Origin of the sequence: Halorubrum amylolyticum (assembly GCF_004114995.1) — an archaeon.
In the GTDB taxonomy this organism is placed as follows: Archaea; Halobacteriota; Halobacteria; order Halobacteriales; family Haloferacaceae; genus Halorubrum; species Halorubrum amylolyticum.
Genome location: NZ_SDJP01000003.1, coordinates 158,817 through 173,793 on the forward strand (window position 1 = coordinate 158,817; position 14,977 = coordinate 173,793).

Genomic DNA, 14,977 nt, shown 5'->3' on the forward strand with positions numbered 1-14,977 from the left:
GTCCTCAAACCTCCGTCGGCGAGCCGTGCTCGCGCGCCAGCTCGGCCAGCGCCGCGAACACCGACGGGTCCAAGTCCCCCGGTCGACGGCGGAGCAGCTCCTCGCCGGCGGCGTCGACGACGGCCTCCGGGGCGTCCAACCCCGAGATGTGGCCGGTGTTCCGGATCGCGTTCCGGACCGTCTTGCGGCGCTGGGTGAACAGCGCCTTCACGAACCGGAGGAAGAACGCCTCGTCGCCGACCTCGTACTCCGGGTCGCGGGGCGTACACCGGACGACGGCGCTCTCGACGGCGGGCTGGGGGTCGAACGCCTCCTTCGGGACGCGCTCGACGATCTCCACGGCGGCGTAGTGCTGAGCGGACACCGAGAGCCGACCGTACTCGGACTCGCCCGCGGACGCCACCATGCGGTCGGCGAACTCGGCCTGGAACATCAACACGAGCGGCTTCCCCTCGGGGAGCAGCCGGAAGGCGATCTCCGAGGAGACGCCGTACGGGAGGTTCGCGACGCAGGCGGTGAAATCGGGGAGGTCGACGTCGAGCGCGTCGCCCTCGATCACGTCGAGCAGGCCGTCGTCGATCGCGGTCGCGAACTCCTCGCGGAGGAAGTCGGCGAAGGCGCCGTCGCGCTCGATCACGGAGAGGCGGCCGGGGGAGGGGTCGGCATCGGAGCCCGCGGAAACGTCGTCGGCCACCACCGCCAGCAGCCGGTCGGTGAGCGCGCCCGCGCCTCCGCCGATCTCCAGGAGACGGCTCGCGTCGGCGTCGTCGGGGAGGTATGCGGGAATCCGATCGAGCACGCGGTCGTCGACGAGGAAGTGCTGGTCGCGGTCGGGGTTCGCGCGCTCCCCGGCCCGCCGGGCGAGCGCGTCGGGGTCGCGGTCCCCGTACGCCGCGCCAGCGCCCGTCGATGAATCGGTCATGGCCGGGTTACTCCGCCGCTCCGGGTAAAAGTCCCGTTTCGGGGCGTCGGTCCACGAAGCGGTATCAGTCGCTCCTCACTCCTCGTGACCGACGAACCGTCGGTACTTGAGATCCTCCTCGCGGATCTCCTCGACGATCCGCTCGACGAGGACCTCCCGCGGCCGGTGGAGGCCGGCGACGCGCTCCGAGACCTCCTCGAAGCTCTCGAAGGGGGCGCGCTTCCGCTCGTCGAGCACCTTGTTCCGGAGCTGTTTGCCGATCCCCGGCAGGAGGTTGAGCTGGTGGAGCCGCAGGGTGATCGGGCCGGCCTCGTTGTAGAAGTCGACGAACCGCTCCTCGTCGCCCGCGACGATGTCCTCGACCGCGTACTCGATCTCGGCGGCCGCGTTCCGGGTGAGATCGTCGAACGACACCTCGCGGTACCGACCGACCGCGGGACCGTCGAGCGCGATCCGGTCGCTCACGGAGACGTCCGTCCCCTCTTCGAGAGCGAGCTCGTACAGTCGGAACGCGTCCGTCCCGAGCCCGTACGCGACCGGCGACTTCCGGTACTGCGGGCGGTCGTCGTCCGGCCGTCCGTTCGGCAACACGTCCAGCAGGACGACCGCTGGACCGTCGTCCGCGGCGGGCGCGTCGGTTTCGGGATCGCTCATACGCGTTTTAGGGCGCCGGGCGGTGAAAAAACCGCTGGCGTCCGTCGTCGCGCGGTCGATCAGAAGTCGATCCGGATCAACGACGAAGCGTACTGGCTGTACGCTGCCGTCGATCCCGAAACCAACGGAATCCTCCACGCTCGGCTCTTTCCGACGTATACGATCCCGATCGGCCGAGAATTTCTCACCGAGTTGTGCGGGAAACACGATGTCTCCGACGCCGTGTTTCTCGTCGATGACGCCGCCGATCTCGCGGGCGCGCCCCGTCGAGAAGGGCTTGAGTACCGCGTCGAGATCCACGGTTACAGAAACCACGTTCAAACTGTTTCAGCAACGCCGATCCGCTGACCGCGGAAACGTGGTTGCAAGCCCACGCCGTCTGGTGGAATCATGCTTAAGGTAACACGACGGTCCACGTGGAGTAGTGACGCCAAACACGCGCGATTCACCACGTCGGCGGCGAGAAGCCGGCGTCTTCCAAGATCGGCTTCCAGCGCTTCTGGACGGAAAGCCTGGAGACGTCCATCGCGTCGGCGACGGCGGACTGCGACCGCTCCTGCCCGCGGATCAGCGCGGCGGCGTAGAGGCTGGCGGCCGCGGCGACGCGCTTCCCCCGATCGTCGTCCGGCGCGCGCGACAGAAACAGGTCCGTCGCCGTCGACAGCGTCTCCTCGTCGAGGTCGAGCGTCGCGCACGCGTCGTCGAGCCGGTCGATCCACGCCGCGTTGTCGACGCGATCGCTCGCGCGGTACATGCCCCGCGGTTGGGCGCACCGATATAAAAAGGTCGCGGGGGGGGGACAGCGGGGAATCGGTCGCGGATCGCAGAGGCGGTCGGTGGTCGCGGAGGCGACCCCCTTACCCCGGTCGTCGCCCTCAAGTCCGCGCCGCCCGTAGGACCGGTATGTCGACGCACGCGTGGACCGAAACGGAGGTTCGCGACCTCCACGACGAACTGGTGTCGCTGTACGAGCCGGTGGACCGCGTCGCCGAGCACGGCGCCGACCCGACCGCCGAGCCCGGCGAGGGCGTCCGACAGCTCGTGACGACGATCCTCTCGCAGAACGTCGCCGACGAGAACACGAGCCGGGCGGCGGAGGCGCTCTTCGACCGGTACGACGACTTCGCGGCGATCGAGGCCGCGGACCACGAGGAGCTGAAAGAGACGATCCGCGTGGCGGGGCTGGCCGACCAGAAGGCCGCCCGGATACAGCGCGCGCTGGCCGCGATCCGAGAGGAGACGGGCGGCGCGTACTCGCTGGCGTTTCTCGACGCATTGCCGGCCGACGCCGCGAAAGACTGGCTCACGGAGATCAAGGGCGTCGGTCCGAAGACCGCCAGCGTCGTCTTGAACTTCCACTTCGGGAAGCCGACGATGGCGGTCGACACCCACGTCGAACGCGTCTCCAAGCGGTTCGGGCTGGTGCCGGCGTCGGCGTCGAACGAGCGCGCGCACGAGGTATTAGACGAGCAGGTGCCCGACGAGCTGATCTACCCGCTTCACGTCCTCCTGATCCGGCACGGCCGGGAGCGCTGTTCGGCCCGCGGGGCCGACTGCGACAACCCGGTGTGTGAGGCGTACTGCGACTGCGAGTACTGCTGAGACTCGGACCGACTGCGTCGACGGTCGGGCGGCGACGCAGTCGGTCGCGACCGCGCTCACCCGTCCACTTCGACGGTGATCGCGTCGCGTTCGACGGCCAGCCTGAACGTCGGTACGGTCCGGTAGACGACCTCGACGACGTTCTTGCGTTCGAGGCTCCGGAGCGCGCGCCGCACCTCGTCGATGTCGGGGTCGAGGTCGAACGCCTCGCGGACCGCGTTGAGCACGGCCACGACCGACTGCGAGCGCTCGTCGGGACCCGCCACGACCTCGAACACCCGCGCCTCCAGTTCGGGAACGCGGATCGTCTCCGGCGCGCCGCCCTTCGCGACGGCGTCGGCCTCGATTCCGGGTTCGACGTCGACGAGGTCGTTCGCCTCGGCGGTCGACCGGATCAGACTGTCGTCGTCGCGGTAGTAGTACTCCTTCAGGTGGTTTTCGAGATACTGGTGGACCTCGCTGCCGCCCTCGAGCCCCCACGCGTCCTGCAACTCGCCGTTCTTCGTCGGCTGGAGGCGGACGATGTCGGCGAGCCGGCTCCGCTCCTCGTCGGTCAGCGCCATACGTGGTCGTTCACCGGGGCGGGTATGGACGTTCCGGATCGCGCTCCGCGCTAGGAGTTCGTCGACCCGTCGTCCGCTCCGCCGCTAGCCGAGTCCCCGAACTCGTCGTCGACGCCCCACCGCTCCTCGATCGAGTGGCCCTGCGGATCGGCCGCGTCGATCCCGGTGGACTCGTCCGCGGACTCGTCGGGCTCACCGCCGGCCGCCGCCGACGGGTCCGGGTCGTCCGCGCCCGCAGCTGAGACCGTACCGTCCGCTTCCTCAGTCGATTCGCCCCCCGAAACGCGGTCGGCGACGAGCTCCGAGAGCGGATCGACGGTCACGGTCAACCGGGCCACGACGAAGGCGAGCGGAACGAACGACGCGATCAGGAACGCGGCGTCGTACGCCCACGCGAACCCGTCGATCAGGGGAACGATCGCACCGGCGAATCCGCGGTGCGCGACCAGCACGGCCGCGAGGACGACGAGCCAGTAGGCCATCGCGCCGCCGTTCTCGGCGATGCGCTCGACGTGGTCCGCGGCGTCGGTCCGGTGGAGGGCCGCGCGCGTCAGCGCGGCGACCCTCGGCGCGGCGTACACGAGGAGGGCGACGACCGCGACCGTCACCACGGCGCTGGCGACCGCGGCGAAGGTGATCGGCGTCAGCGGGATCAGCCGGCCGACGCCCGGAAGCAGCGTAACGAGGTACAGCACGCCCACCAGCGCGAGCGCGGCGATAGCGATTCGGCTGGCGGAGCGAACGGTCTCGCGATCGAACGCGTCCGTCGCCGTCGGTTCGGTTTCGGTCATGGTGCACCCGGGGGAAGGGGCGGGAACCACATAACCGGTCGAGACGCTCAACGCGGTTTCACGCGGATTAAAAACCGGCGACGGCGACCGTCAGCTGGCGTCTTCGACCGCGCTCGCGGCGCGGATGACCGTCTCCTCGTCGAACTTCGGACCGACCAACTGGAGCCCGACCGGGAGGTCGTCCGCCTCGCCCGCGGGCACCGAGATCGCGGGGAGGTTCGCGAGGTTCACCGGCGTCGTGTTCGCGTCCGCGAGGTACATCCGGAGGGGGTCGTCGAGGCTCTCGCCGAGTTCGAAGGGGAGCACCGGCATCGTCGGCGACGCGATCACGTCCACGTCCGCGAACGCGTCCTCGAAGTCCTGCCGGACCCACGCGCGAGCGTCCTGGGCCTTCTTGTAGTACTTGTCGTGGTACCCCGCCGAGAGCGCGTACGTGCCCAGCAGAATCCGGCGTTTGACCTCCGCGCCGAACCCCTCCTCGCGCGTCTCCGCGAACGACTCGTTCCAGTTCCCGTCCGACTCGGCGCGGTTCCCGTACCGCACGCCGTCGAATCGCGCGAGGTTCGAGGACGCCTCCGCCATCGCGATGACGTAGTACGCCTGCACAGCGTGTTCGACCGAGGGCAGCGATATCTCGGTCGTCTCGGCCCCTTGCGCCTCCAGGCCCGCGATCGCGGCCTCGACCGTCTCGACGACGCGCTCGTCGGCGCCCTCGAACAGCTCGGTTGGGACGCCCACCGTGAGCCCGTCGACGTCGCCGTCGGCGGCCGCGGCGTAGCTCGCGTCCGGGTCGGCGCCCTCGACCTCACTCAAGTCGCGGGTGGTCCCGTCGTGCGGGTCCGGACCCGCGATCACGTCGAGCGCGGCGGCCGCCTCCTCGACGGTGCCCGCGATCGGTCCGATCTGTTCGAGGGAGTTCGCGTACGCGACGAGCCCGTACCGCGAGACGAGCCCGTAGGTGGGCTTGATACCGACGACGCCGCAGAACGCGGCCGGGCAGCGCACCGACCCGCCCGTGTCCGAGCCGAGCGCCACGTCGGCGTCGCCCGCAGCGACGGCCGCCGCCGACCCGCCGGAGGAGCCGCCGGGGACGCGCTCCGGGTCGGCCGGGTTCTTCGTGGGACCGAACGCGGAGGTCTCCGTGGTCGTCCCCATCCCGAACTCGTCCATGTTCGTCTTGCCGACCACCGTCGCGCCCGCGTCGGTCAGCCGATCGACGACCGTCGCGGAGTAGGGCGGGACGTAGTCGGCGAGCATCTCGGAGCCGCAGGTCGTCCGGATTCCCTCGGTGGAGATGTTGTCCTTGACGGCGACCGTCGTCTCCGCGAGGGGGCCGTCGTCGTCGCCCTCGATCGTCTCCTCCGTGATGAAGGCGTTGTGGTCGGCCGCCATCACGACACCTTCGGCCCCACGAAGAAGCCGTCTTGAGTCTCCTCGGCGTTCGACAGCGCCTCCTTCTGCGTGAGCCCCGCTTCGACCTCGTCGGGGCGCATCACGTTGACGAGCTCCGCTTCGCGCTCCGTCTCGGGCACCTCGTCCAGCGCCTCGAAGTAGTCGAGAATGTCGCCGAATTGGTCGGCGAACGCCGCGACCTCGTCGTCGTCGAGCCGCACGCGGGCCAGATCCGCGACGTGTCGGACTTCCTCGGCGTCGACGGCGGCCGCGGCGTCGTCGCCCCCGTCGGGCGCCTCCCCCGCGTCGTCCGCCGACTCGGACGTATCGCTCATACGATGAGGTGTCCCGGGCCGGGAGTAAGGGTTTCGGAACGTCGCATCGGTCGGCCGCGACGGACGCCGCTGTCGACCGCCCTATCCCTCACTGCACGGCGTCGACGAAGGAGAGCCAGCGCTCGTGCCCCTCGAGCGTCGCGGCACGGTGTTCGTCGGCGAAATCTGGGTGCCGGATCGTCTCCAAGGCGTTCATCGCCCGGTCGATCCCGACGATCTCGTCGGCGAGCGCCTCGGCCGTCCCGCGGTCGATCGGGGCGTCGGAGCCGTCGTCCGCGTCCCGAGGGTCCCCCCGAAGCCGGTCAATCCGACGTTCGCGCTCCGCGCGGAGGGTCGCTTTCACCGACGATACCTTCCGGTCAACCTCGGGCGGGACCGTCTCGATCGCCCGCGTCTCCACGATGAACTCGGAGAGGTCGACCGCGGCCCCGTCGATGGTCACCGTGTCCGGGACCGACGCGCCGACCGTCGCGCTCCGACTGGTGACCCGATCGAGTACCGCCTCCCGCTCGGACTCGTCCATGGGGGTCCCTTCGGAGCCGGCGCGAAAATGGGCTGCGGTGGCGTCCCGCGGTCACTCGCTCGTCGACCCGTCGGTGCGGACCGTCACTACGGGCGGGTCTGCCAACCGGACCACCTTCTCCGTGACGCTGCCGAGGAGGTAGCGCCCCGACACCGGTCCGCCGTGGGTCCCCAGCACCACGAGGTCGGCGTCGTTCGCGTCGGCGTATTCGAGGATGACCGCGTGCGGGTTGCCCGACGCGACGGCCGTCGTCGTACTCACCGACCGTGCCGTGTTCCGCCGCGGCCTTCGACCCGTCGCTCCCGTCCGTCGGATGCAGTATCTTGTCGTACATCGTCCCACCAACGTGGACGTTCGACCGGCCGTGACAAAAACGCACCACCGGATCGGTGAGGAGACCGCCGCACGCGGTTGAGAGTCGGGTCGCCTGCCGCGGCGAGGCGCCTACAGCAGGTCGTTCGAGACCAGCCGGTCGACCGCCTCGCGGAGACGCCGTTCGCTGGCGGCGTACGAGATCCGAGCGTGGCCCGGCGCGTTGAACGCGCTGCCGGGGACGCAGGCGACGGACGCCTCCTCGATGGCGGCCTCGCACCACGCCTGATCGTCCTCATCGACGGGGATCATCATGTAGAAGGCGCCGTCGCCCACGTCGACGTCGACGCCGTGCTCGTCGAACAGGTCGACGAGGAGGTCGCGGCGGTCGCGGAACGCGTCGCGCATCTCCGTGACCGACTCGTCGGTGTTCTCCAGCGCCTCGACGCCCGCGCGCTGGACGAAGTTGACCGCGCAGGAGACGGAGTGCGAGTGGAGCTTGCCGGCCTGCCCGACGAACTCGTCGGTCGCGTGGAAGTAGCCGAGCCGCCAGCCGGTCATCGAGTACGCCTTCGAGAAGCCGTTGATCGTGACGGTGCGGTCGGCCATCCCGTCGAGGCTCGCCAGCGAGACGTGGTCGGCGTCGTAGGTGATCCGCTCGTAGATCTCGTCGGAGATCACGGCGATGTCGTGTTCCACAGCGAGGTCGCGGACGCCCTCCAAGGCAGTCTCCGAAAAGACGGCGCCGGTGGGGTTCGACGGGGAGTTGACGACGAGCAGCTCGGTGTCGTCCGAGACCGTCTCCGCGAGCGCGTCGAGCGCCGGTTCGAGCTGGAACCCGTGCGGTGCCAGATCGACCCGCGAGAGGTCGGCACCGGCGAGCTTCGCCATCGCCTCGTAGGAGACCCACGCCGGGTCGAGGAGGACGACCTCGTCACCGTCGTCGATCAGGGTCTGGAACGTCTCGTACAGCGCCTGCTTGCCGCCGGGGGTGACGATCACCTCGTCGGCGTCGGCGTCGATCCCGTCGCCGCGGAGCTTTTCTGCGATCGCTTCCTTGAGTTCGGGAATCCCGTTCGAGGAGGTGTACCCCGTGTGACCGGCGTCGAGGGCGTCCTTGCCCGCCTCGACGACGTTCTCCGGCGTGTCGAAGTCGGGCTCGCCGACCGAGAGGTCGACGATGTCGGCGCCCTCGGCCTCTTTCTCCGCCGCGAGGTTCGATATCGCCAGCGTGGCGCTGGGCTCTACGCGTCCGATCCGGTCCGAGAAGTCGTATGCGTCGCTCATTGTGGTGTCCTCCGGTCGCAACCGCGGGCGTCGCTCATTCGAGCTCCTCCGCGAGGTCGATCGCGGCCTCGGCCGCGTCCGCGCCCTTGTCGATGCGCTCGCGCGCCTCCGCGCCGGACATCCCCGGCCCGCTCACGCCGAACGTGACGGGGGTGTCGCGGTCGAGGCTCACCCGCGTGAGCTTGTCGGCGGTCGCGCTCGCGATCACGTGATCGTGGTCGGTGTCGCCGGTGACGATGGCGCCGACCACCGCGACGGCGTCGACGTCGTCCCGGCGCGCCAGCCGGTCGGCGGCCAGCGGGCTGTCGTACGCCCCCGGCACGCTCAGCTCGTCGACGACGACGGCGTCGCGGTCGGCGGCCGCCTCGCGGGCGGCCTCGGCCATCGGTTCCGTGACGGAGTCGTTGAACCGCGCCACCACCAGTCCCAGCGAGACCATACGCTCGCTCGCACCGGGGGCGGCAAAGGTCTACCGTTCGACCGCAGGGTTGCCGGACGAACGCGAACGGGACCAGAAACGGTGGCGGTGGGGATCGGCGAGCCGGCCGCGGGGACCGCGCCACGCCCTTCGAGTCCCCGTGCAGGGTTCGAAGCCGCCATCGATGCGGACCGTGAACGCACCTCTCCCACCCTCCCGATCGGCGCGCAGTCACGGAAGCTAAACCGCTCGACGCCGTACCTCGCCCGTATATGCAGTTCTGTGACGACTGCGGCTCGATGATGGTCTCTCGCGACGGAGAGATGGTGTGTCAGAACGACGACTGCGGCGCCACCACCGAGCGCGACGAGGCGCTCGCCGCCGAGTTCGAGTCGACGACCGAACAGACCGGCAACGAGGTGATCGAGACGGAAGAGGGCGCGAACTTCGAGGGGAAACCGACCGCCGACGACGTCGTCTGCGACGAGTGCGGCCACGGCGAGGCGTGGTACACGATCAAACAGACCGGCGCCGCCGACGAGCCCCCGACGCGGTTCTTCAAGTGCAAGGAGTGCGGGCACCGATGGAGGGGGTATAACTGACCGATATTTACAAGTTGTCCCGCAACCCCGCCCCGAAAAACCCCGCCACATTCTCCCCAACGTCGCCCGCCCGCCCGACAAAGAAGTGGTCCGACTCGAACGCGACCGTCTCGATCTCCAGTTCCTCGGCCCGCTCCACTACGGGCTCCCAGTCGGCCGTCGAGTCGCGGGTCGCGTACAGGAGTCGGGTCGTCACGCCGAGATCGACGAGGTCGTCGAGGGTCGCGACCGCGTCGACGTCGGGGGTCAGCCGCGCGGTCGGCGCGAGCGCGCAGACCCCGGCGAGTCCGGGGCGGGACGCCGCCGTGACGAGCGCGACCGTCGCCCCGAACGAGAAGCCGAACAGCCCGACGCGCTCGTAGCGCGCGACCGCCCAGTCGACCGCCTTGTCGGCGTCGGTGCTCTCGCCGTACCCCTCGTCCCAGTCGCCGTAGTCGAACCGGAGGCAGTCGATCTCCCGGTCGGTCAGGGCGTCGCTGACGGCGGTGAGGCGCTCGTCGCCGCGGTGGCCGCGCTGCTGCGGGTGCGGCGGGCAGGCGACGACGACGCTGTCGGCGCGAGGGCCGTCGCCGGTGGCGTCGCCACCGCTGTCGCTCGCGGCGGTGTCGAGGGTGGCGCGCACGTCGCGGCCGCCGGGAATCAGGACGGTGTCGCTCACGGGTTACGAAGCGCGTCGCCGCGTCAGGGGACTCGCGTCACGCGATCGACGCCGTCGAGGTCGGCGAGGTCGTCCGCGAGCGCCTCCTGATCGACGTTCGCCTCGTAGTAGAACACGAGGTCGAAGGCCCCGTCGCGGAGGAGCTGCTGGCACTCCCAGACGAACGCCTCGTCGTCGAGGGTGCGCCCCTGGAACTGGTTCGACGAGAAGTCCGTGTCGTCGTTTCCGGCCTCGATATACGCCTCGCCCTTCCCGGCGTGGTCGGCGATGACCTCGTTGATCGCGACCGTGAGCTCGTGCATCTCCAGGTCTTCTTCCCCGCCGAGCGTCGTGTGAACGATACAGCCCGCGAGTTCGATGTCGCCCGGCTCCAGCAGCGCCTTCGTCCGCGCGTAGAGGTCGGCGTCGACGGTCTCGCTCATGGCCGATTGTTCCGGCTCCCGAGATAAACGGGTAACGATTCGGGCGGGTGTGCGGCCTCCGGATCGACGGCGACATGCCGCGGAGCGCGACTCACCGTCCCGACGACACGACCACCTCGCCGGCTCCGCCGTCCGACCCGTCGCCCCCGTTTTCTGGACGGCCACAGACAGTAGGTTTATCCATTTTTCGAACCCGAATATGAGAGGGGACGAACGTGACAAGCCAATTGATCCCACTCGTAGCGGCGATCATCGCGATCGGAATTCTCGCTCAGTTGCTTGCGGACCGCTTCGAAGTGCCAAGTATCGTGTTTCTCCTCGTTGCGGGGATCGTACTCGGTCCCGAAGGGTTCGGGGTCATCACGCCCGACACGTTCGCGTCACTCCCGGCTATCGTCGGCCTCTCGGTCGCCATAATCGTCTTCGAGGGCGCCTTCCACCTCCGGGTAGAGAACATCCGGCAGGCCTCGAAAGCGAGCGTTCGCCTCGTCTCGATCGGTGCGGCCATTTCGCTGCTGGGGACGGCACTCGTCGTGCGGTTTGCGCTCGGTGCCGCTTGGGACGTTGCGTTCCTCATCGGTGCGCTCCTCGTCGCGACCGGTCCGACCGTCATCACGCCGATCCTCCAGGTCGTCCCGGTTCGCGACCGAGTAGCGACGGCCCTCGAGACGGAAGGTATCGTCAACGACGTGACCGCGGCTATCCTCGCCGTCGTCGTCTTCAAGATCATGCAGTTGGAGGAGCCGACGGTGTCCGCGTTTCTCGAGCTGTTCATCGAACGGATCGGAGCCGGCGTTGGAATCGGTGTGCTCGTGGCGGCCATCATCTGGATCATTCTCAAATACATCGACCTCTCACCGGGGGACGCACCGCGAAATGCACGGCTCGTCGTTTTGGCTGGCGCGCTCGTCGCGTTCGGTGCCGCTGATACCGTCGCCAGCGAAGCCGGGGTCGCCGCCGTCGCGACGGCCGGCATTATACTCGGTAACAGCGATATTCCATACGAAGATCAGATAGCGGAATTCAAAGGAGACGTCACGCTTATCGTCCTTTCGTTCGTCTTCATTACGCTCGCAGCATTGCTTCAGTTCAGCGACCTACTCGCGCTGGGTGTCGGCGGGCTGATCGTCGCTGTCGCCGTTATCTTCCTCATCCGTCCGCTGGACGTGTTCGTCTCGACCAGAGGGGCCAATTTCACGTCTTCCGAACGGCTGTTCGTCAGTTTCGTGGGGCCACGGGGAATCATTCCCGCCTCGGTCGCGACTCTGTTCGCGGTCGAGCTACAGAGTGCAGGAGAGACGGAGGCCGCGACGCTCCTCGTTGGGACCGTCTTTCTCGTTATCTTTACGACCGTTGCATTACAAGGCGGGTTTGCCCGACAGATCGCGGAATACCTCGACGTGATACCAATGCGTGTACTCATCATCGGCAGTGGGCAAGTCGGCCGCGAGGTCGCTGCCCGGCTCGAAAACAGGGGAGAGAACGTCGTCATCATTGAAAACGACGAACAAGCCGTCGAACGGGCTCGCAGTGAGGGGCTCACGGTACACATCGGTGACGGAAGCGACGTGGAGATCCTGCGCTCGGCTGGCATCGAAAATGCCAAGACCGTCGTCGCGGCGACGGGTGACGACAAGGTGAATCTGTTCGTTGGTCAGCAGGCCACCACGAACTTCGACGTCGAGCGAGTGGTCTGCCGCGCTAACGAGCCGGATAACGTCGAGGCGTTTAAGGATCTCGGCGCCGACATCATCTCTTCAACGCACGCGACGGCCCAAGCCATCGACAACGTGATCGAGCGTCCGTCGATGGCCCGGTGGACCGACATGCTCGGCGAGGAGGGAGACGTCCAAGAGGTGGCGCTCACGAACGAGGAGTTCGTTAACCACTCGCTCGAGGAGGTCGGGCCGAAGCTCCCGGGACGCTGCCTCGTCGTCCTCGTCACTCACGACAGTGAATCGTTTGTCCCTGAGCCGACATACGTTCTCAAGGAAAGCGACCGACTCACGCTCGTCGGCGAGTTCCAGGCGGTCCAGTCCGGAGTGGCGCTCGTCCGCGGTGAGTGACAGGAGTCCGCGGAGCCACGTCCGTCCGTACTCGCCGTCAAGCGCGTAATCGACTCGAATCTCCGGTCCGAGCTCGTCCAGCGACAGCGTCTCGTGGTCTCTCAGGACTCGAATGGTTCTCCTCCTAACGAACCGACGTAGTCTTCGAGCGTGTCATAGTCCTTCTCGTATGTGAGTCGTTCAGCAAGTCTGATTCAGACTACTGGAGTCGAGCAGTTGTCTGCTCGTTCCGTTCCTCAATCTGGACGAGGCCGTCGTCGGCGAGGTCCGAAAGCAGACCTTGAAGCCACTCTCGCCCGTGCTCACCATCCGGTGTGTAGTCAACGCGAATTCGATGGCCAAGTGTGTCCAGCTCCATCTCGTCGTGTTCGCCGAGGAGTCGAACGATCCGCCCGCGGAACTGTCGCCTGCTCCCCTCGAAGCTCGGTTGTGTCGGAACGTCTGGTGCGGTGAAGTCGCCGGTCTGGTACGCGTGACACCACTCGCGCCACGGGCAACTGGCCTCGTCACACCGTGGTTTCTTCCCGCAGGCGACACCGCCGAGTTCCATAATCGCGTTGTTCCAGATTCGGGACTTTCCGGCCGGCATGAGGGCGTTCGAAACGGTTTCGTAATCCGGATCGTCTGCATTATGGATTTCTGCAAATGCGCGGTGAAGCACGCGCTTCACGTTGGTGTCGACGACGGCGTCGCCGTTGTCGAACGCGAACGACGCCACCGCGTTGGCGGTGTAGGGGCCGACCCCCATCAGCTCCTGCAGCTCTGCGGGGGACTCGGGGAACGTCCCGTCGTAGTCGTCCTCGACCTGTCCGGCGGCCTCATGGAGGTACTTCGCGCGGTTGTTGTAGCCGAGCGAGTGGTCCGACCAGAACGCGACCACGTCGCCGCGGTCGGCCTCGGCCAGCGCCCCGGTCGTCGGCCACTCCTCGACGAAGTCCTCCCACGCGGGGACGACCCGGTCGAGTTGGGTCTGCTGGCTCATCACCTCGCTGACGAGGATCTCGTAGGGGTCCTCGGTGCGCCGCCACGGAAACTCGCGGTGGTCGGCCTCGTACCAGTCGACGAGCGCCTCGCGGACCGCGTCGAGGTCGGCCGGCAGCTCGGGGGCGTCGCCGTCATTGAGGTCCCTCGTCGCGGCGGCCGCGTCCGAGTCGGTCATTACCGTCGGTCGGGCCGGCGGCGGTTTATCGGTGCTGGTCCGCGTCGGGGTGCTGGTCCGCGTCGGGGTGCTGGTCCGCGTCGGGGTGCCGGTCCGCGTCGGTGTGGTTGTCTGTGTCGGGGTGCCGGTCCGCGTCGGAGTGCCGGTCCGTGCTGGGGTCGACCGGCTCCATCGAGCGCGGGTCGCGGTCGGGACCCGGATACTCGCCGCCGACGGCCTCCGGATACAGTCCCGCCGGGGAGAACACGGTCGCGAACGCCCGCGGCTCGCGAACGCTCACCGCCATCCGGCCTCGGAGCCCGGCGGCGGCCCGCGGACCCGTCAGCGACGGGTCGAGGCTCACGACCTGCATCGCGCCGCCGCGGTACGCCGACGCCAGCGCCGGATGGTCGCCCGCGGGCTGCGCCGCCGGCTCGCGCCACGCCGCGACCGCTTCGCGCCAGTCGGCCGCCAGCCCGTCGTCCGCGAACGCGGCGATCACCGCCTCGGCGTCGTCGAGGAGCGGGTCGCTGGCGACCAGCGCCGTCCACGCGTGCGAGCGCAGCGCGTCGAGCGCCTCGCGGGCCGGCCCGCCGACGAGGAAGTCGGTCGCCAGCACGTCGGCGTCGGCGACGACGCGGGCCGGACTCGGCTCGCGGTCGGCGGAAGAGGGGTCAGCCGGAGCGGGGTCGGTGCCGGCGGCCGTGACGTCGACATCGGCGTCCTCGACGGCCTCGGCGGCGTCGGCGCTCGACCGGCGATCCGCGAGCGCTTCGCGCACCGCGTCGGCGGTGGCGTCGTACTCGCTCGCCCGCTCGAAGAGGTCGGCGAAGGGCATGGGTGAGCCGTCGGCGTCCACGGGTATCGGGTTTGCGGCTGTCGCCGGGCCGCCGGGCCGCCGCGACGGTACCTCCGGCCGAACCGACGGCCTCTCCGGGCCTGTCGAACGGATCGACCCGGGCGTGCACGGAGGGAGACCGACCCCGGACTGTTCGATGAACGGGACCGAATTCACCCGATAACATAAATTAGACATATATTATTTTATTTTTATATGTATTTCGGAGGCGACACGGTGAGAACCGATCGGTGCCTGACGCGTGCGATCGAACCGGGCACCTCGACGGGCGAGCGACAAGGCCGCGAGCGGTGGGCGAGTGAGGCAGCCGCGAGCCACGCTCGAAGGGCCTCGATCGGCGTTCGGAGGGTGGGCGAAACGGTCGTGCCGATATCCGCGGGCCGAATGACGCCGGAAGGCGATCGGCGGTGAAATCGGTCGAATACGCCGGTAT

18 protein-coding genes and 1 pseudogene are annotated in these 14,977 nt (G+C 68.5%); 4 read left to right on the plus strand and 15 right to left on the minus strand.

Annotated features, from left to right (window positions below; translation table 11 throughout):
* Positions 1-4: 4 nt before the first annotated feature.
* Together ESO89_RS04715 and ESO89_RS04720 are read right to left on the minus strand one after the other, a co-directional pair.
* Positions 5-922 (minus strand): 16S ribosomal RNA methyltransferase A, encoded by a 918-nt coding sequence (locus ESO89_RS04715; RefSeq protein ID WP_128904523.1) that lies wholly within the window; start codon positions 920-922, stop codon positions 5-7.
* A gap of 75 nt (positions 923-997) precedes the next feature.
* Positions 998-1,576 carry a DUF655 domain-containing protein gene (locus ESO89_RS04720; protein WP_128904524.1) on the minus strand — a complete coding sequence of 193 codons (579 nt, stop codon included), beginning with the start codon at positions 1,574-1,576 and terminating at the stop codon, positions 998-1,000.
* A 51-nt stretch (positions 1,577-1,627) separates the two neighbouring features.
* Here ESO89_RS04720 and ESO89_RS18870 point away from each other — a divergent pair.
* Positions 1,628-1,974, plus strand: a pseudogene (locus ESO89_RS18870) (IS6 family transposase); the annotation flags it as partial.
* A 47-nt stretch (positions 1,975-2,021) separates the two neighbouring features.
* Here the strand turns inward: ESO89_RS18870 and ESO89_RS04730 are convergent.
* Positions 2,022-2,330 carry a transcription initiation factor IIB family protein gene (locus tag ESO89_RS04730; RefSeq protein ID WP_128904525.1) on the minus strand — a complete coding sequence of 103 codons (309 nt, stop codon included), beginning with the start codon at positions 2,328-2,330 and terminating at the stop codon, positions 2,022-2,024.
* A 149-nt stretch (positions 2,331-2,479) separates the two neighbouring features.
* On the opposite strand from ESO89_RS04730, the gene ESO89_RS04735 reads away from it, so the two are divergent.
* Positions 2,480-3,178 (plus strand): endonuclease III domain-containing protein, encoded by a 699-nt coding sequence (locus ESO89_RS04735; RefSeq protein ID WP_128904526.1) that lies wholly within the window; start codon positions 2,480-2,482, stop codon positions 3,176-3,178.
* Between the two features lie 56 nt (positions 3,179-3,234).
* Here ESO89_RS04735 and ESO89_RS04740 read toward each other — a convergent pair whose 3' ends face one another.
* The 8 genes from ESO89_RS04740 to ribH form a co-directional block, all read right to left on the minus strand.
* Positions 3,235-3,741, minus strand: a complete 507-nt coding sequence (locus ESO89_RS04740; protein WP_128904527.1) for a DUF5797 family protein — start codon at positions 3,739-3,741, stop codon at positions 3,235-3,237.
* A gap of 50 nt (positions 3,742-3,791) precedes the next feature.
* Entirely contained in the window at positions 3,792-4,532 is a 741-nt protein-coding gene (locus ESO89_RS04745; RefSeq protein ID WP_128904528.1) for a hypothetical protein, read from the minus strand.
* Positions 4,533-4,622: 90 nt separating this feature from the next.
* Positions 4,623-5,924 carry an Asp-tRNA(Asn)/Glu-tRNA(Gln) amidotransferase subunit GatA gene (gene gatA, locus ESO89_RS04750; RefSeq protein ID WP_128904529.1) on the minus strand — a complete coding sequence of 434 codons (1,302 nt, stop codon included), beginning with the start codon at positions 5,922-5,924 and terminating at the stop codon, positions 4,623-4,625.
* Positions 5,924-6,259: an Asp-tRNA(Asn)/Glu-tRNA(Gln) amidotransferase subunit GatC gene (gene gatC / locus ESO89_RS04755; RefSeq protein WP_128904530.1), complete on the minus strand. Its 336-nt coding sequence runs from the start codon at positions 6,257-6,259 to the stop codon at positions 5,924-5,926. Before gatC ends, gatA begins: the two co-directional genes overlap by 1 nt.
* An 88-nt stretch (positions 6,260-6,347) precedes the next feature.
* A complete protein-coding gene (locus tag ESO89_RS04760) occupies positions 6,348-6,782 on the minus strand; it encodes a DUF5788 family protein (protein ID WP_128904531.1) in 435 nt (144 codons plus the stop codon).
* Between the two features lie 51 nt (positions 6,783-6,833).
* Positions 6,834-7,097 carry a universal stress protein gene (locus ESO89_RS04765; protein ID WP_394345372.1) on the minus strand — a complete coding sequence of 88 codons (264 nt, stop codon included), beginning with the start codon at positions 7,095-7,097 and terminating at the stop codon, positions 6,834-6,836.
* 129 nt (positions 7,098-7,226) lie between these two features.
* Positions 7,227-8,381, minus strand: a complete 1,155-nt coding sequence (locus tag ESO89_RS04770) for a pyridoxal phosphate-dependent aminotransferase (protein ID WP_128904532.1) — start codon at positions 8,379-8,381, stop codon at positions 7,227-7,229.
* A gap of 34 nt (positions 8,382-8,415) precedes the next feature.
* Positions 8,416-8,820 (minus strand): 6,7-dimethyl-8-ribityllumazine synthase, encoded by a 405-nt coding sequence (ribH, locus tag ESO89_RS04775; protein WP_004050125.1) that lies wholly within the window; start codon positions 8,818-8,820, stop codon positions 8,416-8,418.
* A 251-nt stretch (positions 8,821-9,071) separates the two neighbouring features.
* Between ribH and ESO89_RS04780 the strand changes: the two genes are divergently transcribed.
* Positions 9,072-9,401, plus strand: coding sequence for a transcription factor S (locus tag ESO89_RS04780; protein WP_128904533.1), 330 nt, complete (start codon positions 9,072-9,074; stop codon positions 9,399-9,401).
* Between the two features lie 7 nt (positions 9,402-9,408).
* On the opposite strand, the gene ESO89_RS04785 is transcribed toward ESO89_RS04780, so the two are convergent.
* On the minus strand, positions 9,409-10,059 hold the full coding sequence (locus ESO89_RS04785) for a CocE/NonD family hydrolase (RefSeq protein WP_128904534.1): 651 nt from the start codon (positions 10,057-10,059) through the stop codon (positions 9,409-9,411).
* 23 nt (positions 10,060-10,082) lie between these two features.
* On the minus strand, positions 10,083-10,481 hold the full coding sequence (locus ESO89_RS04790) for a DUF5778 family protein (RefSeq protein WP_128904535.1): 399 nt from the start codon (positions 10,479-10,481) through the stop codon (positions 10,083-10,085).
* Positions 10,482-10,708: 227 nt separating this feature from the next.
* Between ESO89_RS04790 and ESO89_RS04795 the strand changes: the two genes are divergently transcribed.
* Positions 10,709-12,547: a cation:proton antiporter domain-containing protein gene (locus ESO89_RS04795; RefSeq protein WP_241686105.1), complete on the plus strand. Its 1,839-nt coding sequence runs from the start codon at positions 10,709-10,711 to the stop codon at positions 12,545-12,547.
* Between the two features lie 199 nt (positions 12,548-12,746).
* Here the strand turns inward: ESO89_RS04795 and ESO89_RS04800 are convergent, their stop codons facing one another.
* Together ESO89_RS04800 and ESO89_RS04805 are read right to left on the minus strand one after the other, a co-directional pair.
* A complete protein-coding gene (locus tag ESO89_RS04800; protein ID WP_128904537.1) occupies positions 12,747-13,706 on the minus strand; it encodes an HhH-GPD family protein in 960 nt (319 codons plus the stop codon).
* A gap of 25 nt (positions 13,707-13,731) precedes the next feature.
* Positions 13,732-14,523 (minus strand): DUF7384 family protein, encoded by a 792-nt coding sequence (locus ESO89_RS04805; RefSeq protein ID WP_128904538.1) that lies wholly within the window; start codon positions 14,521-14,523, stop codon positions 13,732-13,734.
* Positions 14,524-14,977: the final 454 nt, after the last annotated feature.